At 46.5% G+C, this 19,619-nt stretch carries 32 protein-coding genes and 1 pseudogene; 7 read left to right on the plus strand and 26 right to left on the minus strand.

Annotation, left to right across the window (positions count from 1 at the left end; genetic code table 11):
- The 4 genes from K941_RS17495 to K941_RS16815 form a co-directional block, all read left to right on the plus strand.
- Positions 1 to 251: integrase core domain-containing protein (locus K941_RS17495; RefSeq protein WP_036387820.1), on the plus strand; the 251-nt coding region annotated here is incomplete at its 5' end.
- Between the two features lie 28 nt (positions 252 to 279).
- Entirely contained in the window at positions 280 to 474 is a 195-nt protein-coding gene (locus K941_RS0107395; RefSeq protein ID WP_036387822.1) for a DNA-binding protein, read from the plus strand.
- On the plus strand, positions 467 to 679 hold the full coding sequence (locus K941_RS0107400; RefSeq protein WP_029103118.1) for a hypothetical protein: 213 nt from the start codon (positions 467 to 469) through the stop codon (positions 677 to 679). Before K941_RS0107395 ends, K941_RS0107400 begins: the two co-directional genes overlap by 8 nt.
- Positions 676 to 963, plus strand: coding sequence for a helix-turn-helix domain-containing protein (locus K941_RS16815; protein ID WP_084137704.1), 288 nt, complete (start codon positions 676 to 678; stop codon positions 961 to 963). Before K941_RS0107400 ends, K941_RS16815 begins: the two co-directional genes overlap by 4 nt.
- Here K941_RS16815 and K941_RS17090 read toward each other — a convergent pair.
- From K941_RS17090 to K941_RS0107420, 4 genes are read right to left on the minus strand one after another with little or no spacing between them, the layout of a single operon-like run.
- Positions 863 to 1,300: a phage late control D family protein gene (locus K941_RS17090; protein WP_029103119.1), complete on the minus strand. Its 438-nt coding sequence runs from the start codon at positions 1,298 to 1,300 to the stop codon at positions 863 to 865. The genes K941_RS16815 and K941_RS17090 overlap by 101 nt on opposite strands.
- A gap of 16 nt (positions 1,301 to 1,316) precedes the next feature.
- Complete coding sequence (locus tag K941_RS0107410; RefSeq protein ID WP_029103120.1) at positions 1,317 to 1,535, minus strand: tail protein X; 219 nt, start codon at positions 1,533 to 1,535, stop codon at positions 1,317 to 1,319.
- Between the two features lie 13 nt (positions 1,536 to 1,548).
- Positions 1,549 to 2,436 (minus strand): phage tail protein, encoded by an 888-nt coding sequence (locus tag K941_RS16385; protein WP_051225944.1) that lies wholly within the window; start codon positions 2,434 to 2,436, stop codon positions 1,549 to 1,551.
- Entirely contained in the window at positions 2,436 to 5,240 is a 2,805-nt protein-coding gene (locus tag K941_RS0107420) for a phage tail tape measure protein (RefSeq protein ID WP_029103121.1), read from the minus strand. Before K941_RS0107420 ends, K941_RS16385 begins: the two co-directional genes overlap by 1 nt.
- A gap of 36 nt (positions 5,241 to 5,276) precedes the next feature.
- Between K941_RS0107420 and K941_RS0107425 the strand changes: the two genes are divergently transcribed.
- Positions 5,277 to 5,468 (plus strand): hypothetical protein, encoded by a 192-nt coding sequence (locus tag K941_RS0107425; protein ID WP_029103122.1) that lies wholly within the window; start codon positions 5,277 to 5,279, stop codon positions 5,466 to 5,468.
- Here the strand turns inward: K941_RS0107425 and K941_RS18095 are convergent.
- Entirely contained in the window at positions 5,465 to 5,608 is a 144-nt protein-coding gene (locus K941_RS18095; RefSeq protein WP_084137705.1) for a GpE family phage tail protein, read from the minus strand. The two genes, K941_RS0107425 and K941_RS18095, sit on opposite strands and share 4 nt — an antisense overlap.
- Positions 5,609 to 5,613: 5 nt before the next feature.
- Positions 5,614 to 5,862, minus strand: a complete 249-nt coding sequence (locus K941_RS0107430) for a phage tail assembly protein (RefSeq protein ID WP_036387824.1) — start codon at positions 5,860 to 5,862, stop codon at positions 5,614 to 5,616.
- A gap of 419 nt (positions 5,863 to 6,281) precedes the next feature.
- Here K941_RS0107430 and K941_RS15115 point away from each other — a divergent pair, with 419 nt between their 5' ends.
- Entirely contained in the window at positions 6,282 to 6,869 is a 588-nt protein-coding gene (locus K941_RS15115) for a Rha family transcriptional regulator (RefSeq protein WP_051225945.1), read from the plus strand.
- Position 6,870: 1 nt separating this feature from the next.
- The gene (locus K941_RS0107440) at positions 6,871 to 7,068 is read left to right on the plus strand and encodes a hypothetical protein (RefSeq protein ID WP_029103124.1); all 198 of its coding nucleotides are present in this window, start codon (positions 6,871 to 6,873) and stop codon (positions 7,066 to 7,068) included.
- Between the two features lie 60 nt (positions 7,069 to 7,128).
- Here K941_RS0107440 and K941_RS0107445 read toward each other — a convergent pair whose 3' ends face one another.
- From K941_RS0107445 to K941_RS0107535, 20 genes and pseudogenes are all read right to left on the minus strand, one after another.
- Positions 7,129 to 7,641, minus strand: a complete 513-nt coding sequence (locus tag K941_RS0107445) for a phage major tail tube protein (protein ID WP_036387826.1) — start codon at positions 7,639 to 7,641, stop codon at positions 7,129 to 7,131.
- A 22-nt stretch (positions 7,642 to 7,663) separates the two neighbouring features.
- A complete protein-coding gene (locus K941_RS0107450; protein ID WP_029103126.1) occupies positions 7,664 to 9,052 on the minus strand; it encodes a phage tail sheath family protein in 1,389 nt (462 codons plus the stop codon).
- Between the two features lie 17 nt (positions 9,053 to 9,069).
- Complete coding sequence (locus K941_RS0107455) at positions 9,070 to 9,576, minus strand: Gp37 family protein (protein WP_036387828.1); 507 nt, start codon at positions 9,574 to 9,576, stop codon at positions 9,070 to 9,072.
- On the minus strand, positions 9,576 to 10,043 hold the full coding sequence (locus K941_RS0107460; protein WP_036387830.1) for a gp436 family protein: 468 nt from the start codon (positions 10,041 to 10,043) through the stop codon (positions 9,576 to 9,578). Before K941_RS0107460 ends, K941_RS0107455 begins: the two co-directional genes overlap by 1 nt.
- 3 nt (positions 10,044 to 10,046) lie before the next feature.
- Entirely contained in the window at positions 10,047 to 10,400 is a 354-nt protein-coding gene (locus K941_RS0107465; protein ID WP_029103129.1) for a hypothetical protein, read from the minus strand.
- A 10-nt stretch (positions 10,401 to 10,410) separates the two neighbouring features.
- Positions 10,411 to 10,740, minus strand: coding sequence for a DUF2190 family protein (locus K941_RS0107470; protein WP_029103130.1), 330 nt, complete (start codon positions 10,738 to 10,740; stop codon positions 10,411 to 10,413).
- A 2-nt stretch (positions 10,741 to 10,742) separates the two neighbouring features.
- On the minus strand, positions 10,743 to 10,994 hold the full coding sequence (locus K941_RS0107475; RefSeq protein WP_029103131.1) for a Gp49 family protein: 252 nt from the start codon (positions 10,992 to 10,994) through the stop codon (positions 10,743 to 10,745).
- Positions 10,995 to 11,009: 15 nt separating this feature from the next.
- Entirely contained in the window at positions 11,010 to 11,939 is a 930-nt protein-coding gene (locus K941_RS0107480; protein WP_029103132.1) for a hypothetical protein, read from the minus strand.
- 25 nt (positions 11,940 to 11,964) lie between these two features.
- Positions 11,965 to 12,495, minus strand: coding sequence for a hypothetical protein (locus K941_RS17500; protein ID WP_051225946.1), 531 nt, complete (start codon positions 12,493 to 12,495; stop codon positions 11,965 to 11,967).
- Positions 12,496 to 12,503: 8 nt separating this feature from the next.
- Positions 12,504 to 13,037 (minus strand): hypothetical protein, encoded by a 534-nt coding sequence (locus K941_RS17505; RefSeq protein ID WP_051225947.1) that lies wholly within the window; start codon positions 13,035 to 13,037, stop codon positions 12,504 to 12,506.
- A gap of 329 nt (positions 13,038 to 13,366) precedes the next feature.
- The gene (locus tag K941_RS0107495) at positions 13,367 to 13,708 is read right to left on the minus strand and encodes a Mor transcription activator family protein (RefSeq protein ID WP_029103133.1); all 342 of its coding nucleotides are present in this window, start codon (positions 13,706 to 13,708) and stop codon (positions 13,367 to 13,369) included.
- Entirely contained in the window at positions 13,705 to 14,193 is a 489-nt protein-coding gene (locus K941_RS0107500; protein ID WP_036387832.1) for a gp16 family protein, read from the minus strand. Before K941_RS0107500 ends, K941_RS0107495 begins: the two co-directional genes overlap by 4 nt.
- 68 nt (positions 14,194 to 14,261) lie before the next feature.
- Positions 14,262 to 14,537: pseudogene (locus tag K941_RS15125) on the minus strand (HU family DNA-binding protein).
- An 89-nt stretch (positions 14,538 to 14,626) separates the two neighbouring features.
- On the minus strand, positions 14,627 to 15,259 hold the full coding sequence (locus K941_RS0107510) for a DUF3164 family protein (protein ID WP_036387834.1): 633 nt from the start codon (positions 15,257 to 15,259) through the stop codon (positions 14,627 to 14,629).
- A 21-nt stretch (positions 15,260 to 15,280) separates the two neighbouring features.
- Positions 15,281 to 15,529 (minus strand): hypothetical protein, encoded by a 249-nt coding sequence (locus tag K941_RS0107515; protein ID WP_029103136.1) that lies wholly within the window; start codon positions 15,527 to 15,529, stop codon positions 15,281 to 15,283.
- 9 nt (positions 15,530 to 15,538) lie between these two features.
- Entirely contained in the window at positions 15,539 to 15,754 is a 216-nt protein-coding gene (locus K941_RS0107520; RefSeq protein ID WP_029103137.1) for a hypothetical protein, read from the minus strand.
- Between the two features lie 10 nt (positions 15,755 to 15,764).
- Positions 15,765 to 16,133, minus strand: a complete 369-nt coding sequence (locus tag K941_RS17740; RefSeq protein ID WP_228130383.1) for a hypothetical protein — start codon at positions 16,131 to 16,133, stop codon at positions 15,765 to 15,767.
- Positions 16,134 to 16,150: 17 nt separating this feature from the next.
- On the minus strand, positions 16,151 to 16,891 hold the full coding sequence (locus K941_RS15130; protein ID WP_228130384.1) for an AAA family ATPase: 741 nt from the start codon (positions 16,889 to 16,891) through the stop codon (positions 16,151 to 16,153).
- Between the two features lie 9 nt (positions 16,892 to 16,900).
- Entirely contained in the window at positions 16,901 to 18,685 is a 1,785-nt protein-coding gene (locus K941_RS0107530) for a DDE-type integrase/transposase/recombinase (RefSeq protein WP_115341124.1), read from the minus strand.
- Between the two features lie 30 nt (positions 18,686 to 18,715).
- Positions 18,716 to 19,618, minus strand: coding sequence for a hypothetical protein (locus tag K941_RS0107535; protein WP_051225948.1), 903 nt, complete (start codon positions 19,616 to 19,618; stop codon positions 18,716 to 18,718).
- Position 19,619 lies beyond the last annotated feature (1 nt).

The following is a 19,619-nucleotide window of genomic DNA, read 5'->3' on the forward strand; positions in this document are numbered from 1 at the left end:
TAGGCAGACCACAAACCAACGGCAAAGCTGAACGGGTCATACGAACATTGATGGAGCTTTGGCATAATCAATATGAGTTTGTCAGCAGTGAACACAGAAAGCAAGAATTAACCAGATTTCTTAATTTCTACAACACTGTTAGACCACATTCATCTTTAACCAAGAAAGATGAGATTACAGGAAAAACTTTAACTTTTACTCCTTATGAGTGGTTGGAGTTTTATTTTAAACAAAGTGTAAATAACGGGTGAGTTTCTTACATTTTAGGAAAAAAAGATTATGGCTAAAACAGTTGAACAACTTAAAGCCGAATTTGCCACAGAAGGTAAGACTTTTGTCTCTTGGGCAAATGAACGAGGCTATGACCCAACCTATGTCAGTCGTATCCTAAATGGCTCAATCCAAGCCAACTATGGCAAGGCTCACAAAATCGCTGTTGAGCTTGGCTTAAAACAGGAGAATAGCGATGATTAGTCAAGAAACCCTATCCGTCAGCCAAAGCATTGTTGTGATTGACGACACGCCACTAACCCAAAACGAGACCGAAAGCTATGACAACCTGTCCGCCCTTGAACAGCTTTTGATTGATGACTTTCGCAAGCTAGATAAAGACGACCAAAAAATCGCCTTTGGGTCGGTGCATTCTTTGGTAACGAGTAATTGGGAGTGGACACAATGAGCGGTAAAGGTACTCGTATCCTGCAAGTTTTTAAGGCATTGCACAACCATCCCTTGATTGGGATTAGCAACAAAGAAATTGCCGATAACTTAGGATTTACCCCCACTCAAGTCAGCCGTGATTTGGCGGACTTAATCAGTGAGGGCTTGGTGCAAAAACTGGATAATGGCAACTATGCCTACTCTATCCGCACCCTGCAAATCGCTGAAAATTATCGCAAACAGCACGAGAGACTAAAAGCGAGAATGGATGAAATCCAACGCAATGTCGGTATCGGGCTTTGATGGTGCGATTGGCTTTGCTAATGCCTGTGGAGAGTGCCTTTAACACAACAACAGACGGCGGATAGCGGTATTCAATCTCGCTAATCTCAAATCGCCCAAGCGACATAAGCTCGCCTGTATCATCCGCCAGCGACAATTCCACGCCATCGCCATTGTCAGGATACCAATCATACAGCCAGTCGCCATTCACATCCTCAAGCGTTAAAGTAATTTCGTCCGATTGGTCGGAGAGATAATCGGTATAAGTGATTTCCAGTAGGTATGGCGTAATGGCGTTTGTGATGTCTTTTTGCTCATAGATGACGGCAAATTTGGGCTTGTCGGTGTTTTGTATCATTGTGGGTCTCCAATGGTCAGTCTCTAAACCAAGGGGGCAAATTGGCATTTTTGGCTTGCGATTTTTGGATAATCGGCACAAAGACAGTTGTGCCTGCGGTCAAAGTTTCAGACAGGGCAAGCCGTGGATTGGCGTCCATAATCCGCCCAATCTCATCCACCGTGCCATAATAGCGATGGGCGATTAAATCAAAGCGGTCGTGTTCATTGCAGGTGTGGATTAGTACGCTACTCATTTTTTAAATAATCCTATCTTTTAAATAGTTTTAGGGGTTTTTTACTGGCGATTTTGGCGGTGAGTTTAGACACGGTGGATTTACCCACGCCCATTGCACCGATTGCCCCTGTAAAGGCGGTCTTTGCCTGTGTCAGGTTGCCACTTTGCACCGCCCCAATGCCAACGCCCACCTTGCCTAGCGTATACGCCACCGCACCGCCAAACTTGCCCATACCGTCCAATTTATCAGCATAAGCGGACAAAGCAGGAATGTTTGACAAGCCTTTGATAATGCCAGTGCCGTCTGATACGATTTCTGATAAGGTCAAGGCATAACGAGCAGGGTCATTACCAAGTTCGCCAAGCAAGGCGATTTTTGCCCCGATACCATCAAGCAGTCCGTCGCTTCTGTGCCACGCTCCCACATCTGCCATTAGGCTTGCCGTTTCAATGTCTATGGGAGCATTGATACTGTCGTCTTTAACCGATAAAAGTGGCACGCTGTCCATCGTGGCAATGGCTGGCGTGGGATTGGGGGCGGTCGGGTCGCCGATAAACTCGGTCAAATCCACATCAATGTCCATCGCCAAAGTATCGCCCGTGTCATTTTGGGCAGTGGTGGTAACGGATAATTTATCAATGATGTAAAAGCCTATCATCTGCCCTGAGCCTGTAACGAGTGCCTGTGCATCTTGTGAGATAAAGGCTTGGTGCAATGCCTGATACTGCTGACCCACATCGCCCAGTCGCCAATGCAGGCGTAAGCTGAATTTGAGCTTGTCAAGGAGTAGCCCCAAGCCTTGTGTGCGTGGCTTGCCCTGTATAACTTCGTGATGGACAAATTTGGCGTTGTGTGTGGTGGTCAAGGCGGTAAAACTGTCGGTCATAAGAAAGGGGATTTGCCCAAGCATGGCGTACATCAGTAAGCTCTCCGTAGTTTGTCTTGTTGCATTCTAGCGAACATTTTTTCAAATTCGGCTTGTGATAACTGCAAGGCTCTTTCAATTTTACCCATATCATTGCCATTTGCGTTAATGGTAGGATTAAAATGAATGGTAATGTTGCCTTGTTGTTGGTTGTTTAAGTTATTGGCATTGGTGGCGTTGGTGTTTGTCATTCTTGCTTGATGTTCACCCACACTTGTGCTGATTTGGGCGGACAGATTGCCCATTTTTGCCCCAAAGTTTGCCGTTACGCCACTTGCGACAGAGCCAATGGCGGACACAGGTTTTTGACCGCCTTTGTCAATGCCAATGGCTAAGCCCTCAGACACCCACAAGCCAAACTGACGAAACACACGGCTAGGACTATTAATGCCAAGCATTCTTTTAGCAGTGCCAGCAACATTGCCTATGGTACTACTAATCGCCCCCACAACCGCTCCCGCCATAGATTTAATACCACCAATAAGCCCTTGAATGATATTGACCCCAAAGGTGCGAAAGCGACCCACAAGCCCACTTAAAAAGCCCCAAACGGCGGAAAAGGCGGTAGAGAATGCGGAGACGGGGCTAAATCCAGCGATAACTGCACGCAGTCCTGCCACCGCCACCGCAAAGAGTGAACGAATGCCATTCCAAATACTGCCTGCCACCGCAAAGAGCGTGGATAACGCACCGCTCCACACACCAATGATGGTGCTTGCTACTGAGGCAATAATATTAACAATGCCAATAATGACTGCCCCAACGGTTTGACCCATTGACCTTGCTCCATCGCCTGCCCTTTGACTTTGGGAAAAAAATTGACCGAACCAATCTATGATTGGGGCAACAAGTGGGGAAATACTCGCCCATAGTCCACCAAGCACCGCCACCACAGGGGCGAAAGTGGCCGATAATTGACTGCCAATACCGCTAAAAGTTGCCAATAATGGGGCAACGCCTGTCATAATACCGTCCCACAGACCCATAAAGAATGAGCTAATCGGTGTCCAATATTTATAAACCACCAACGCCACACCTGCCAACGCAAGGGCAAGCCAGCCAATCGGTGTGGTCAAAAGAGCCCGACCAAAGCCCATGACCGCCACTCGTAGAACATTGAACACGCCAGAGAGTGAACCAAGCCTACCAAAGGCGGAAGTTAGGGCGGTAATGCCTGATTTGACAAAAGTCATACCTTTGCCAAATGCCAATACCGCCGTTCTTGCTTGGCGTAAAGTTAAGCCAAATAACTGCAAGGCGGACGCTGGTTTGTTCATACTAAATAAGGCAAACGCCAATCTAAACTTTTGAAAAATCCCCACAAAACCAAGCAACTGACCGCCCAAGCCAAAAATGGACAATGACAACCCATTTAACAAAAATCTGACAGCAATACCACTGGCACGAAAAGCAAACAAAGAACCCACAATCGTTACCAATCCTTTAACCAAAGCAGGATTGGCAGAAGCCCATTCAATCAGTCTGGTAACGATTGGGCTAATCTGACCTACCAGTCCCACAATGGTTGGCAATACCGCAGAGCCAACTTTGACCCCCAAATCCACCAGTTGATTTTTTAGGGTTTTGATATGATTTGCGGTTGTGGCGGCTTGGTTGTCAAATTCTCGGCTCATTGAGCCAAGATAGCTTAGATTGCCTGATGGGTCTTTTTCATTGAGTAGGTCAAGCTGTCGCCCATACTCACCAACGCTATTTGCCAACAATTGCACATCATCGTTATAGTTACTACCAAACAATTTTGTCAAAAAGGGATACTGGTCATCTTCTGGCAACTCTTTGATTTTTTGCAAAAATTGGGTGATTGCTCCTTGTGCATCTTCGTTCATCATACGGGCAAATTCGCCTGTCTTGTAGCCAAGCCTTGCTAAGTCGTCATCGTATTTGCCCGTTTTCATCATCGCCATTGTAGAGAGCATACCCTCCATTGCTTGTGCAGCAAGTTCTGGCGGTTTACCCATACTCAAAAAAGTAGAGCCAAGAGCCGCCGCCTGATTTTCGGTCAATTTTAATTGTCTAGCAGTACCGCCCACACGAGTAAGCACATTGACAATGTCGGCGGCATTTGAGTTGGCATTGTCTGACAAATGGTTAATGGCATCGCCAAGACGGTCAATGTTTTCAATCGGCACTTTTAGGACATTAGACAGCGTTGCCATTGCCTTACCAGCGTCTCCTGCCGCCATATCAAAGGCAACACCCATTTTGGCGGCGTTAGTTGCAAAGCCGAGCAGGTTTTCACGAGCCACGCCTGATTGCCCACCTGCGGCAACGATTTGTGCAATCTCTGTTCCTGCCATTGGAATGGTATGGGTCAGCCTTAAAATGTCGTCTTGCATTTGTTTGAACTGCTGTGGCGTGTCAAAATCCACCACTTTTTTGACATCTGCCATCGCACTTTCAAAGTCAATGGCAAGCTTGACAGGCATCGCAACCGTCGCCCCAAGACCCACCAAATCCATCGCTTCGCTCATCAGACTGCTACGAATTTGCCTAGCATTTTCAATATGGGCATCCACACGAGTTCGCATATCTGCCACACGATTGACACTTCTGATACTATCGCCAAGCCGATAATACTGCCCAATCAACTCGCCCACATTGCCAGACCCTCTGGTCATCGCACGGTCAATCTGTCCGCCCAGTCGTCTGTGTTCATCGGTTGCAATGCGAGTGGCTGACCGCAAGGATTGTACGCCACCGCCAAGCTGAGTAAAGGCTCTCATTGCCCCACCGATGGCGGCGGTTGCGACAATGGATATTGATAATTCGGTTGCCATAAGGTACAATAATCCTAATTATTTAAGGGGGAGTGTATGCTTGCAAGTGCGATTATTGGGTTTTTGCTTGGCTATGCGTTTGTTGCTTTGTTGCCCGCGGTGTGGAGTTTGCTTAAAATCTCCTTTGAGATTGTGCGTGCCTTGTTTGAGCTGTTTAGAGAGATTTACGAGTTAATTCGCTATGGCGTACAAGACCCCACAAAAGAACCCACCCCAAACCGCCCCTAAAAGGCGGTTTTTTGATAGCCTGCTTTGATTTGCCGTGTGGCTTGGGCTATCCATCGCTTTATCTCGCTGATTGTCATTTCTTCTAAGTCAAAATGCGAAAAGCCAAACCACCACGCAAGGTCAGCGAGCGCCTCGTCCAGCTCCTCTACTTTCCCGCCGCCATCTCCTTCATCACTTCTTGTAACTTGGCATAGTCGCTGATGTCAAGGTTATCAAGGTCTTCTGGCACAAGCCCTGTCAAGCTAGACAGTAGGTGCATTTCTTTGTCTGCATCGTTTTTGTGTTCGCTCATTTTTCGGATGTCTTTGACTTTGGCACGGCGGACACTTAGGGTGTCAAGCACTTCGCCTGTGCCAAGCGTGATGGGAAAGTTAAGGGTAATGCTAATGCTCATAACAGCTCCAATAAGTGAATAAAATGTGTGGGGCAACCGTGATTGCCCCACCAGCGTTGCACGGATTATTATAGGGCGTGGCAAAGATAGGGTCTTTTAAAGGGTTTTAAGAAAATTTTAGATAAAAAAAGTGAAAGGCTGTTGCATACAGTGAAAAAGTGGGGTATAATATCCCCCAACAGGCGTAGAAACCTGAATTACAAGCGGACATCCGCACCCGACAGACTTTGCGGTATTTTTATGTCCAAAATTTGCCTTGATGTGAAATTTTGGCAAGACTATCTCAATTATGCCGACAGGGCGGAGAATACAATACCCCACTTGTGGGGGAATAATCCCGACCGACTTGTAACGGTTTTCTAACCTGTTGGCACCCTATTTTAGGGTTAAACTTAGAAACTTTTTACAAGGAGACATTTATGTCTACAATCCTACCTACTGGCAATCGCCAAACAATGTCAAGCCGTGAAGTTGCAGAACTCTGTGGCAAAAAGCACCGCCACGTTTGCCGTGATATTGACAATCTCAACACTACCTATGAAAAAATGGGTATGCCCAAAGTTGGACACACCCCCTACATCAACCACCAAAACGGTCAAGAATATAATGAATTCTTGCTTACCAAAGAGCAATGCGTTGATTTGATTAGTGGCTATCATACCGAAACACGAATTCGCATTAACCGCCGTTGGCAAGAACTAGAAAACAACCAACACGCCCTACTAGACAAAGTGGATAACGACACCGCTTGGCTGATTGATGAACTTCAAGATGAAGTACTGCGGACACAGCCAGAGTTGTTAAAGCTCATCACTTATCGCAAGATGGGATTATCACAGCGAGAGATTGCCCTGCTTTTGGGTGTGTCTGACACCACCATTCGCCACCGCTTATCAAAACTTGCTCGCTTGGGCTTTATTGACTACACACCCAATGAAAAGTATCAACAAATGGGGCGATTGGGCTACCAAGCCAAACAAGCAAAACAGCTAACTTTGGGGGTGTAAGATGAAGATGATGATTGAAGAATGGGACACCATTCCCCTAAGCGAAGTGATTGGCTTGCTTGATGTGATGATTGATTTGGGGGCATCACAAACTGACACAGACACCATTCAGCTGTCGCACACCAGTTTTATTGACACCTTATCAATGATAAAAGAACGCCTAAAAACCGTAGAGCTAAAACTTACCCCAATGCCCTAAGCTCAAATACCAATAAACCCCCAAATCTCACGGTTTGGGGGTTTTGTTTGGGTCTGGGCTTTACGCCCCCACCACACGGCGAAAGCTCGCCAGCACATCCGTGCCACCCACACGGTATTCATTTTTAAAGGCATTAAAATAAAACACTTCTTTGCCGTCCACGAGCTGACGCACTTCGTGGGCTTGAAAAGTGCTGGAAAACTCCGCCTTTTCTTTGGGTTTGTAGCTTCCCATAGGGTTTTTGGAGAATGTGCCTGTTAGGATTGTAACCAGTGGTACTTCTGCTGCCAAGCCTTGTGCATCGTGCTTTTGAATATCAGCACGCACCATCAGCTGAACCGCTTTAAATGGATGGTAGATGGTAGCAAATACTTCTTCATAAAAGCTGTTCCAAGTGATTTCCCCTTCCATTGCTTCTACACCGCTAGGAAGTTTAATCGTACCGACCAGTCCAAGACCCTTATATTCATCTTGACTGACTTCCACATCAGGTAGCTTGATTTCACTGGCTTGACCCAGTAGGCTGTTACCATTGACATAAATATTGGCGTTAAAAATGGCGTTAATTTGCATTGTTATCTCCTAAAAAGTCGCCTTATTTCTTACCAGTCAAATTGACCAGGTATTTTCTTGTCATTACGCTGGCATTGGTAATGCGTTCGGCAGGCAGTTTTGGTGTGTAGTCATAGACGAGCGGAATTTGCCCTTTGCTAAATGCGTCCACAAGGTCGTATTCATAATCCAATGACACCGAGTAGCCAACAATGGATTTAAGTGTTCCCAAATAAGTGCGAATGCCCTCGATAAGACTGTCAATCAGAGCATCATCAATGGGTCTGTCCACATATTGCAGCTCAAACTGGCGGATAGATTCATCAATGATGTCGCCTGTACGCTGTGCCACTTCAAAGTTTTTGATATGACTGACGGACGGAAAACACGCCAAGCGGTTACCCCAAGCCCGAAAGCCTGTGCCATAGCTGTTAAAGACGGTGGTAATGCCTTTTTCGTTTAAGCGGTTGGTCTCGCTTTGTGGGTCATCAATACGAGCGGTGAGCGGGATTTCTAGGGCAGTTACACCAAGTAGCTCGTGGTTGGATTTTGAATGCCAATAGCCTTTGTCCACATCGACTTTCATACGCAGACCTGCCAAATGCGTGGCAAGGTGTTCTGTGCCAAGAATACCCACGACATACGGATAACACAGCTCGGCACGGTCGGAACTTGTGTTAAAGTTAATCGTGCCACTTGCCCCACGCCCTTGTAGGACGATGGATAAGTTGGTCCCTTTGGGGGCGTTGATGTAGGCGATGGCGTTTAGCTTGTTTGCCACGGCAATCATCGCACTGCTTGCCGTGGCGGTCTTATCATACTCTGGCACGATGATGATTTTGGCATCCGCCCCAAACTTACCAAAACCTTCGGTCAAAAGCTCCAAGCCTGTGCGTTTGCCTGTGCTTGCCACAAATCCGCCCAAAATGTCGGCTTCGGTAACTTTGGCAGGGTCGGTGTAAGTATAGCTAATGGTTGGGGCGGTGGGGCGAGCGTTAAAGGCAATCTCGCCTGTCAGCGTGTTAATGGTGTATTGGTTGGCATTTAGTACGGTTTGACCGTCTTTGACAGTATAACCCCGTTGAATGGCAGGTTTGCGGGTTTTGGCAGTCAAAGTATTAACATCTACGGTTAAGACTTCATCAGTAACGACAGTCTTGTGGCGAGCAGGGTCGCAGACATTAACCACATAAGCAAGACCTGCTTTGTAGCGTGTCCAGATATGAGAAGCATCAGGCAAGGTAAAGCCTGCTTTGGTGGCTTCATCACCACCAAACTTGGCAAAATCTTTATTGGTTTGACATAGGGTTAGCACATTGACATCACCAATGGGGGCAGTCCCCACAATGGCAGTAATTGCACCGTTTACAGTATAGACAGGACTAGAACCACCGTCAATGCGTTTGGTTTCGGTGCCGTGATGAAAAGACATAAAATACTCCTTTTAAGTTAAGGGGTTTTCTTTTTAAGGGTTGAATTTAAAGGGTCAAAGGGGCGTCTTGTGTGGACTTGCACCACTTTGGGGCGATTATCAGGCTGACAGACTTCCACGCTTTGGGTCTCGATGCGTATCTTTAACTCATATTGCCACGCCCCTCCGTCTTGATGCAGATAGCGTTCACTGACCAGATGAATTTTGTTGCAATGCTTAGGGCGAAAACCTGTGATGACCGCTCGCACTTTGTCTAGTAAAGCAATCGCTCCTTTATCGTGATGGACGCCACGCCCAAAGACCGTTAGCGAAAAGGTTAATTTACGAGTTTGGACAATGGCGTGCGTATCGTCCGTCATCTCATAATCCGACCCCTGATAGCCAATCAGTACCGCCCCAACAGCGTGCATAAAGCGATAAGTGGCAGGATTATCAGGAAATAAATCCACTTCTATACTTGGCAAATCCTGACGGAGCTTTTCTCGCACACTTGCCAAAATCGCCAAAGTAATGCTGTCTGTCATCAGTAACCACTCCAATCACTCTTGCCACGAGAGCGTACTCGGTACGCCCCACGCTCTTTGTGTAAGGCGTTTTCGTTTTTGGTAAGGTCGGTGGCAAATAGGTGCATTTTGCCATTTTGAACAAGATTTAACATTTTTAAAGCATCATCATAGGCAGTTTGCAAGGTTTTTGGCATTTCACTGGCGTTAATCCGTCGTTTATGCAACCAATAGCGGGCAATGTCGCCACACCAAGTATTTAAAAGCGTTGGCACAGATTGCAAAGGCAGAGCATAACGCCCCGCCAAATAGCCGTCCGCCACTTGGCAAGCATGGCTGATTGCTTTATCCACCACCGCCCAATCAGGCTCGATATCTTGATAATCATAGTGATTGGTAAGGTCATCACGGCTAAGCTGGATAAGCTCTACCTTGCTACACAAGGCAATCATATCTTCACGGCTGACATAAGGGGCGGTATGGGTCATTATTTAAGCCTTTTTGCGAGTGGATTTTTTGGGTTCGGCAGTTTCGCTGTTGGTTGGGGCGTCGCTAGTAACTGCTTCATCGCTGATAGCTTCACCACTTTCGGTGTCATCCGCTTGTGGGGCGACTTCGTCAAGGCTTGGCTCATCTTGGACTTCTAGTGTTGGCTCTGATTCAAAAACTGGCTCGGATACAGGTTCATCGACTGGCTCATCTGACACATCATCAAGTAGCGTGGTATGGGCAGACACCTCGGCATACACTTCGTCAGTCAAATCAATGATTTGACCTGTTTCAATGCGTACCATTTCGCCATTTTGCTCAAGGATTAAAGGCGTGTTTACTTGGACTTTTTTCATTGCTTGCTCCTTATCTTAATAGGACTTTGACAGGTTTGTTTGCACCGCTTGCCGATGATAGGGCGAGAAATTGCCCTGTTTCGGACTTGATGGCACAGCCTTGGGCGTCTGAGCCGACTTTGTCGCCTTGGGCAATCGCACCGCCAGACTCCACAATACCTACACCCAAAATTTCTACCGCCACGGACTCACCTTGTTTTGCGTCCACAGGCACAATACCAAAAATAGGGTCGTCAGCGGTGGCTTGTCTTCCCTTGGCGGATACAAAACGATTGCCGATAAGTTCGCTCATTGCCAGCATAGTAACGGCAACGATTGCTGATTTGGTTGGATTTGCCATTGTTATTCTCCTTGCAAAAGCGTGTTTTTGATGTGATAGCCGTGCAATGCCCACAGCTCGTTAATAGCATTATCAAAGGCAATTTTACGCCCAATGTTTTCATCAAATTGTTTGGGGTCAATACAGCCAGATTTACCAATCACGGTATAGCCACTTTTTAAAGTCAAGGCACACACCGTGCAGGTTTCGCCAAAGCGGGCATATTCTTCCTTGTCAATCAAGGCTTGCAAGTCTTCTTGGGTAATTTTGGTCATTTTAATCTCCAAAGGTTAAATCACATTTTCAAACAAGAAACCACACGCACCGCCCACGACAGCAGCTTTGCGAATGTCGGTATAACGCACATACTGCACCTTACCGCCTTCGCCATCATATCTGTCCACGACAGGCAACCCACGGCGACGGAAAGTATAGCCAAACGCAGGTACGCCCTCATCATTACCGCTTGGTACTTGGTCTGGGCGGACAATCAGACTGGCAAAATTACCCCAAATCGGTTTGGTTTGCTTATTGCCCACTGGGATTGATACCGCATTACCGATGAGAATTTCATCTAGCTCTAACAGCTCTTTGAGCGTGGCGACATTGAGCAGTGGCTTATTGGCACTATCGCTAATCAGCGAGCGAAGTTTGGCACTTCGGCGGATTTGGGTATAGACCTGACCGCTTAGTACGAGCGTCTTTGGGGTTACGCCTGTTGCACTTCGCACCTGCTCTTTGGCATCGTCAATGATGGTCTGAATGTCGGCATCGTCTGCTGTCCACTTGGCGGATGCAAAGTCCTTGCTGTGGGCGTTGGCATAGACCGATTTTGTTTGGATAAGGCGAGCGATTTCGGCTTCTTGGCGAAGTTGCACCCCTTGGGTGACACGGCGGGTGGCTTTGGCGTGTTCGTCAAATTGGCTCTCGTGCTGTTCACGGTAATCCACGCCTGCGGCTAAGTCGTGTTCTTCTAGCACCACAGGCATTGTCGTGGTTTTATCTAGCGTGATGATGTTGCTGGCTGCACCGACTGCTCGCTCGGTTTCATATTCCACCAGCGAACCCTTGCCAAAAATCGGCACTTTAATGCCTTCTTTATCGGTATAAACCACAGGCATAATCTGCTCGCCAATAAAATCCGACTGCATATAGCCTAGGGCAAGATTGGTTAAAACTTCGTCTTTGCCACGCAAGTTTTGTAAATGTGTTGCACTCATAAAAACTCCTAAAATTATTTAAAAATCAAGCCGTGCGGCGGGCAGCTTCTTCATAACTGATGTTTTCGGATTTCATCAAGGCGACCGCTCGCTCGTGGTGGGACATATTTTCGCTAAAATTGACCGTGCTTTTGGTAACTTTGTCGGTCAAATGTGAATGCTGTTTTGGCAAGTTGCCCAAAAATTCTTTAAAGGCGACCGCCAATGGCTTTTTGTCATCGCCTTCGCCAAAGTCAGCGGTGGTGTCGTTTGGAAATTCGGCAAAGTTTAACACTTGGGTCAATAGCTCCTTATCACAGGGCTTAATCTTGCCGTCTTTGACAAGGCTTTCAGCAAAATTGGCATTGACGGTATTTGCCACATCTCGCTCTTTTTTGGCTTGAAGGGCTTTAAACTTGGCAAGTTCGGCTTCGGCTTTTTCGGCTCGTGCCAGTGCTTCGGTTACATCTTGATTCATTGTATTCTCACTTTGGTTGCTTTGGGTTGGGGTGGAATTTAGGTCATCGGATTTGCTATCGCCATCAGTATTGGTTTTTGGTTGAGTGTTGGTGTCCACGCTTGGATTTACTGTGTCAGCTTGATTTGTAGGAGCTTCACTAAAATTAAAAAATCTGGCAAAGACGCTCTTAATATCAAAGACAAGTTTTTCACTCTCGGACAGCTCGCCAAAGCTGACAACGCCGTCGCTATTATCATTAAAGCTGACAGGCGATAAGCCTTTGACCGCAGGGGCAATGCTCCTAAAAACCCAATATGGCGTAAATACCAGTTATCAGGCTTAGGATTGCTTGGGTGTTTGGGCGGGTAGAAGCTGGCGGAGAGTTTCTTATAACGACCTTGTTTAACCAAGTCCACAAAGCCTGCGTCCATTTCGCCAAACTGGGCATACAGTTTGTCGCCTTTGGCGGATAGGGATTTGACCCAGCCATAAGCAGGGGCGTTATCGTCTGGATGTCCGATGACGATGGGGGCTTCGTGAAAGCTCGGATTGTAGCCCTTTGCAATGGCATTAAGGTCGTCAGGCGTGATGGTAACTTCTTTGCCCGAGTTATCGGCTCGTGTGCCAGCGATAAAGATTTCGTGTTGTATGGTTTGCATAACATTAACCCCATATTTTTGGGTTATTATGCAAGACTTTGTGGGATTGGTCTTTTAAAGTGTTTTAATAATTTATTTGCTAGGCACAATCTTGTATAATATGTTTTGTCTAACGACATTAACATAATTTCTACTATTGTAGATAAGCGTTTTAAGAAATTCGGTGGATACATTAAGGATTTTACTAGGATTTGAAAATGGGCGATTTTAGGGGGCTATTTTGGGGCTTTTAGGGCGTATTTGGGGTGGTGTGGGGATTTGGTGGGATAAGGGCGTTAAAAGCGGTTTTGACCGTTTTTGACCGCCTTTTGTGGGGCGTTTGGATAACATCAATCGTCCCACAAGGAGAATTGGCGGGTATTAAACTCAAATTGGCGTTGTTCTTTGATAATGGCGTAAATGCGTTGCAAGGTTACACCATACTTTTTGGCAAGGACTTCGTGGTTGTCGCCCGTGAACTCATCATAGATTTGGCGGTTACGGCGGGCGGCTTTGCCAGAGATGTTTTTGGGAATGTACAAATTCTCACCGCCAAACTCATCAAGCACGGTGTCGGTGCTTTCTTCTGCGACCGTGAGTGCCTGATGACTTGTCATGCCCTGACGGATTAGGGCGTGATAGATGATGTCATAGAGGGCTTGACTAAATTCGTGTTGGCGGGATTTGCTCATTTTGGCTTCCTTTGGTTAAGTGTTGGTTTGGTTTTTTCTACCCGTTTACGCCAGTTTTTTAAGCGTTCTATGACATTACTGGCTTGCTCACCACTCAAATCATCTATGGCGGTTTGGGTTTGATTTTTGATATAAGTTGCCAGTGCTTGCTCACTCTCATTTCTAACCGCTCCGAGTGCGTGTAAATCCAGCCACAGATGGCGGATAAGTTTGATTTGTTGTTCTATGTCAAGACTTGCCTTATCGTCTATGGGCTTTGGGTCTTTTTTCTTGTGTGTTACCACAAACCCAAGCTGTTTTAATCTTGTCAATACCTTGTTTAATTCATAGACATTCATCGCTTTGGTGCTGTCTTTGCTAGTCATCGCCACAAGGAGCGAGCGGTAGGTATCGTCATCTAGGCACAGTTTACTTTTGCCGATATGGATAAGCTGAATGAGTTTGGGCTTATTTAATGCAGTTAGTTTGGTTTTGTGTTGGCTCATTTTGATTTTCCTTAAATTGGTGATGATAAGCAAGGCTTACCCCTGCTTATCATTTGGGCTTGGTGTGTTTAATTAACGGCTTCTTTTAGCCCTTTGCCCGCTTTAAACGACGGTACTTTTTTTGCTAAGATTGTCAATTTTTCGCCTGTTTTGGGGTTACGCCCCGTGCGTTCTTTGTGGGTTTTGATGGTAAACTAGCCAAAGCCCACCAGATTGACTTCGCCACCTTTTGCCAGTTCGTCTTTAATGCTACCCAGCACCGCATTGACCGCATTCTCGGCTTGTTTTAGGGGTAAGCCGTCTAGTTTGTCATAGACAGATTTAACGAGTTCTTGTTTGTTCATAATATGTTACCTTTTAAAATGGTCTGCTAGGACAATGACAAGGCGACCAACGCTTGCCATTGTTTTGCTCTTTTGTTTTTAGGGGGGGATTAAAGATTGGCAAAATCAAGGCTAATTTGCTGATATTTTCCGTATTCATCTCGCTCATAAAACCGCATATATTCTTTTGATGAGATGACTTGGGTGGCATCACTGATGGCGGTCATTGCTTTTTGCCATTTGTCATCTGTGATGTTAAGACTACGCAAGGATAGCACTCGGCGAATGTTAATTTTGCCTTCTTTGTCCACCGCAAAAGCATTGTCAATGATGGCTTTGATGTTGTCGTTGCTGTCGGCTGTCCACTCACGCAGACATTCGTCAATCAAGGATTTTGCAACCTGCAAGCGTTCGTCAAATACAAGGTTATCTTGGATAGCAATTTGCACTTTGTATTTGCCATCAAAGCTCATCAAGCTAACATTGCCTTTTTTACCGCCAATATGAGTATCGTACTCTTGGGCGGAGAGTTCCACGAAGTTGTGAAATTCAGCAAAAAACTGCTCTTTTACCGCCCGCATTTGGATTTGTAGGCTTAGGGCTTGCCCCACAAGATTGATGACAGTTTCGTCTCTTAGCTTGTCAATTTCCTTGATTTTATCAAGGGGGATAAGGTGTCCCTTGTCGTTTAGGCGGTAGCCGTCAGGAATGGCGGTATTAGCGATTGGGGTTTGTTCGGTCATAAATTACTCCAATTGGGTTGGTTAAGGTAATTCAAGATAACGACATTGTAAAGTGTGAGCGGTCATAAACAGTCGCATTTTTAGCAAGTGGTCGTCATTGTCTTGGTTGAGTTTGAATAAATCATCTTTAGCGGTCATAATCGCCGTTGCCAGTTTTTCTTTGTCAAGCTCGCCATTTTTGATTAGGATTTGCAAGGCTTCATCAAGCAATAGCATTGGCAGAGAATACTGAGCATCGGTGTTGTCATCAATATGTATCATCATTGGCATAATTCACTCCTAAAATATCAGCACAAACACCAAGCCAATCGCCAGTACAATCACGGTCAAGATAAGCAAGGCAATCCACGCAGACTGGCGGTCTTGGCGGTATTGCATACGCACGATGTCCATATCCATTTTTGCCAGTCGCTTCTTTTCGTGTTGTAGCCACAGGTATTCGGACACCGATAGGCTTGGGTGTTTGTCTTTGGATTTAGGGTTTTGAGTGTTCATTTTTTGCTCCTTAAATGCTTTTGATAATATCGCCATCTACCTTGTCAAAACCCAAATAAACGGTTTCGTTCATAGCGTGGGCGACTAGGTTATTGACCGCCAAAGGATAAAGCAGACTGTGTTCGTGCGTGCCAGCTTTGGTGCGAGATTTGACGGTCAGACGCTGACTTATCGCATCAAGGGCGGACTCATCTAAGATTTGTTTAATATCGCCTCCTGCTCGCTCAAATTTATGCTTTAAGTAACCCGCCAATTTACCATCGGTCAAAGGCTCTAAGGTGGCAATCTCACAGCGTTGCACCACTTCACGCACGGTTGGGTTATTTTCAGCCAATTTGGTGGCAAGCTCGGTCTGTCCAATCAGCACAATGCCAAGCAAGCGGTCAAAACCTGCTTTTATTTTAGGTGCTTTAAGGTGGGAATGGGCAAGCCGTGAGCCTCCTCAATGACAATCAAGTGGCGATTGCCCGCCTTGTGGCTTTCGGTTAGAGCCTTGTGGATTTGACGAAAGCGAGCCTCTGGGCTTCTTTTGGGTTTTTCGCTTGGAGCAACCGCCTCCAAGATACTTTCGGCAATGTGTACCGATTTTAAGGTTTTGCCCTTGATGTCATTATCCTCCATCGCCAGCACATACGGTTCAATAATAACGGTAGGCTTGCCGTTCTTAAAAAGTCGGTCGTGCAAATCCTCATGCAGGGTAGATTTGCCTGCACCGCTCTCGCCAATGACCGCAAGAAACCCGCCATTACTTGCCACATCATATAGGCGTTCACGGATATAGCGGACATCATCGGATTTAAAAATATCGTCTGATGAGCGGATTTCGTCATCAAAGGGGTCTTTGGCAAGCCCAAAATGACGGCGAGTTTGGGGGTTTAGGGTGGATTTTCTAAGTAGCATAAGTTCATCCTTATCTTGACTTATGGGAGTTTTTGGGTTTTGGCTTTGGGTCAAAATGCTTGGCACGCTGACCCCATTTTTAATAAAATGGTTGGCAAGATTTGCCTTAAATTGTTTGGTATTTTTGCTTGGAAACACACCGTGAACCACAGCATTGACAAGAGCCGTTTTGCTAATACCCAACTCATTTGCCACGGTCTGATAAGATTTTCCAAGTTCGTTAAAGGCGGTTTTCATTCCTAATCCTTATGCAATTTTTAAAATCTGTTTAAAGGTAGACTCTTCGCACAGTTCACTAAACACTTCATCAAGACCGCTTGCGTGAATGCCATCAGGGTAGCGTTCTTGTAGTACCTTGACCGCCAAGCTCCAATCCGCCCCCAGTGCTTCTAAGCGTGGTTTTAGTTGCTTGGCGATGTCCACTTTGGATAGGACAGGCTCGGCAATCGCTCGCTCATAACGGCTTTGCTCCACGCTCTGCACGCCTTTTTTGGGCATGTACAGCGTGTTATCATTGTCAAGTACCGTATCGTTGTGCTTATAGGGGTCAAGTTTGCCATCAAAGGGTAGAGCCTTGGCTTTGCGTTTGATTTGTGCTTGTTCAAGCGTATCTGTCCCCATAGCGATTTTTTGCAATTCTTTGGCGTGTGTTTGGGCTTTGGTGTCATTATGAGCCTTATAGCCTTGACCCACGATGATGGCATTTTCACGAAAGCCCATCTCATCAAAGACCACTTCTGGCACAGCCACCCAATTCTCGCCAACACCATCTGCGGTCGGTACACAGACCCTAGCACCGTCCACTTCCCACGGATTTTGGGCGACTAGGATTTTTTGTCCGACAAGTACAGGCAATGCTGAGACATCGTACACCTTGCCCTTGTAGCGAATTTCAAGCTCTGGGGTGACTTTGGCTTCTTTTAGCACAGACAAAGCAAGCGATTTGCAATACTCGGCAGGTGGAGCGATGATAAGCTCGTCCGACTTTATCTTTTGCCACGCTTTATAGCGAGTCATACCGTGGCGTGAGTGAATGGCTTGGCTATTAAAATAGCGTAGCCACTTATCACACAAGGCATTTAGAGTATCAATGTCATTCACTTCCACAAACTTTAAGCCACTCTCAAAATGCGTCTCGACAATGTCGTTGGCTTTTTCCACTTGCCCTTTGGCTCGTGGGTTATTAGGCTTGTTGATTTGCACCATTACATCTAGGGCTTGGCATAAGGTCTTAAAAGCCGAGCTGGTGTTAGCCGAACCGGGGTCTAGCATAACCATCTTTGGTACGCCACGGATAGGGTCTTTGCCAATGTCGGCTTTGGGCGACATCATACGAATAAAAAAGTCGCACAAATTTGCCGAAGTTTCCCCACCAAAATAATAATGACAATAAATCACCCCGCTGGCGTGGTCTGTACCTGTGTATCGCCACACACGGTCATTGATGATTTTGACGACATTGGCGGGCTTGTTTTTATAAAATTCGTCGTGACTTGCCACACGCAGTCCTGTATCTTTACCTGCTCGTGGCAAGTAGTACAAGACGCACAGACTGGGGTCAATTTGCCACAGATGATTGGGGTGTAGGCTTTTCATCGACACCACAGGGGCAGGCTCTAACAGTTGATCTGGGTGCAGATGATAGGCTTTTAGCCCACGCACAATCGCCCCTACCGACAATGCCGTTCCGTCTGTGTGGCACGCCTGTATCATACCGTTAGCACGAAGCATCGTTACCGCTCGCTCCACCGTCATAATACGTTTGCCATTTTTTCGCATACCCTCCATTACCACGCTACTGATGAGCTTGGCATCATCAAGGGTCAAAGTCATCTCGCCTTTATCACTTCTTGCTTTGCGAGTAGGTTTGACCGCCACACTTTCTAGCTTGCGATACAGTGTTGAGACGCTCATACCCAGCTCGTCCGCTTTGGTTTGTAGGTAGCGTGATTTTTCGCCACGCCCTAGGTTTTGGGCGGTTTTGGCGATTTCGCTTAGGCGTTCTATCAAGGCTGGATTGTCGGTTGCCATTGTTTTGACCCTTATTGTTATCTTTGCCAATCACCCATCATCTTCATCAAAAGGCAATGGCATACCCCGCTCATGGACATCTGTTTCACTCGTCTCATCGGTTAGCCAGCTTGGTACTTCATCGGTTGGTGTGTCCGTTGGTAGCAGGTATTGCCCACGCAGGATTTCACAGTCTAGGATGAGCTGATTGATAGCCCCCACCATCAAGGCGGTATGGTCGCTTCCGTGTGCTTCTTTGTGAGCCATAAACCCATCAAAGATGTCTTTTAACTTACTAATCTCGGAGCGAGCGGAAACTTCTGTACTTGCCAGTTGTGCCGATAATTCACGAGCGACATCCGCAGGTTTGGGCTGTTTGTTTTTATTTTTGGCGAGTTTTTCGGCAAGCTCATCAATCTTGGCATTTTTCTCGCTCATCACCTTGTCTTTGGCTTTGCTGTCCTCACGAGCTTCACGGAGGGCTAGGCGTAGCTCCTTGATGGTCATTCTATCCACATCGTCCAGCGTATTGCCGTTAATATCGCCACCTTCAGCAAGCTCCACTAGGGTGTCATCATCTTCCACCAAAAGCTCCAACAGCTTAGATTTGCCAAGTGTGATAAGTTTGGGCTGGGCTTTTTGCATTTGTGGGGTGGCAAAGCGTTTGGTTGCTGACATCAGTCTTCTTGCTTCACGCTCTTTTACGCCAAGCTCCTGTTCAGCAATCTCCATAAAACGACCGTGTTCGGTATGTTCTTTTAGGACAATTAACGCCTTGCCAAGCTCAAACATACCCTCTAAGGTTTTGACAACCGCTTGACGACCTCGTTCAATCCAAGTGGCTTCGTTATACACCTCGCCATTGCCCCATTGCTCCATCACCTGCATACTGTGCAGGGCTTGTTGGTTGATGACATCAGCGGTGATGACTTCTACGCTTGTGGCTTCACTCATT

It is taken from the genome of Moraxella caprae DSM 19149 (genome assembly GCF_000426885.1).
In the GTDB taxonomy this organism is placed as follows: domain Bacteria; phylum Pseudomonadota; class Gammaproteobacteria; order Pseudomonadales; family Moraxellaceae; genus Moraxella; species Moraxella caprae.